The 756-nt window shown below is 51.3% G+C and carries 8 tRNA genes; all 8 read left to right on the top strand.

Going from position 1 to position 756, the window contains the following annotated elements:
• The first annotated feature begins 45 nt into the window (after positions 1 to 45).
• The 8 genes from ADH31_RS07470 to ADH31_RS07435 all read left to right on the top strand — a co-directional run bounded on the left by ADH31_RS07470 (position 46) and on the right by ADH31_RS07435 (position 750).
• Positions 46 to 118, top strand: a tRNA-Asp gene (locus tag ADH31_RS07470).
• A 24-nt stretch (positions 119 to 142) separates the two neighbouring features.
• Positions 143 to 215 (top strand) — tRNA-Lys (locus tag ADH31_RS07465).
• 5 nt (positions 216 to 220) lie between these two features.
• Positions 221 to 302: transfer RNA gene (locus ADH31_RS07460), tRNA-Leu, on the top strand.
• A gap of 12 nt (positions 303 to 314) precedes the next feature.
• Positions 315 to 387: transfer RNA gene (locus ADH31_RS07455), tRNA-Thr, on the top strand.
• 27 nt (positions 388 to 414) lie between these two features.
• A tRNA-Gly gene (locus tag ADH31_RS07450) sits at positions 415 to 486 on the top strand.
• Positions 487 to 493: 7 nt separating this feature from the next.
• Positions 494 to 579: transfer RNA gene (locus ADH31_RS07445), tRNA-Leu, on the top strand.
• A gap of 8 nt (positions 580 to 587) precedes the next feature.
• Positions 588 to 661: transfer RNA gene (locus ADH31_RS07440), tRNA-Arg, on the top strand.
• A gap of 15 nt (positions 662 to 676) precedes the next feature.
• Positions 677 to 750: transfer RNA gene (locus ADH31_RS07435), tRNA-Pro, on the top strand.
• Positions 751 to 756: the final 6 nt, after the last annotated feature.

The following is a 756-nucleotide window of genomic DNA, read 5'->3' as shown; positions in this document are numbered from 1 at the left end:
CCTTACAAGCAGAGGGTCAGCGGTTCGATCCCGTTAACTCCCATAGGTCCCGTAGTGTAGCGGTTATCACGTCGCCCTGTCACGGCGAAGATCGCGGGTTCGATTCCCGTCGGGACCGTTTAAGATAACGGAAGTTATTTTAGACTCGTTAGCTCAGTTGGTAGAGCAATTGACTTTTAATCAATGGGTCACTGGTTCGAGCCCAGTACGGGTCATCATTGCGGGTTTGGCGGAATTGGCAGACGCACCAGATTTAGGATCTGGCGCTTAACGGCGTGGGGGTTCAAGTCCCTTAACCCGCATAATAGAAATAAGCCGGCTTAGCTCAGTTGGTAGAGCATCTGATTTGTAATCAGAGGGTCGCGTGTTCAAGTCATGTAGCCGGCATTTTTTTAATATAACCAAGAGGTCGATGCGAACGTAGTTCAGTGGTAGAACACCACCTTGCCAAGGTGGGGGTCGCGGGTTCGAATCCCGTCGTTCGCTTAGAGAGGCCGGGGTGGCGGAACTGGCAGACGCACAGGACTTAAAATCCTGCGATTGGTAACGATCGTACCGGTTCGATCCCGGTCCTCGGCATATAATGAGCACCCTTAGCTCAACTGGATAGAGTACCTGACTACGAATCAGGCGGTTAGAGGTTCGACTCCTCTAGGGTGCATTTTTCTATTTAACTCGGGAAGTAGCTCAGCTTGGTAGAGTACTTGGTTTGGGACCAAGGTGTCGCAGGTTCGAATCCTGTCTTCCCGATTGATG

This window comes from Streptococcus pseudopneumoniae, from assembly GCF_001072375.1.
Lineage (GTDB): Bacteria > Bacillota > Bacilli > Lactobacillales > Streptococcaceae > Streptococcus > Streptococcus pseudopneumoniae_L.
The sequence above is the reverse complement of the archived record's forward strand: the minus strand, read 5'-3'. Positions and strand labels throughout refer to the sequence as shown.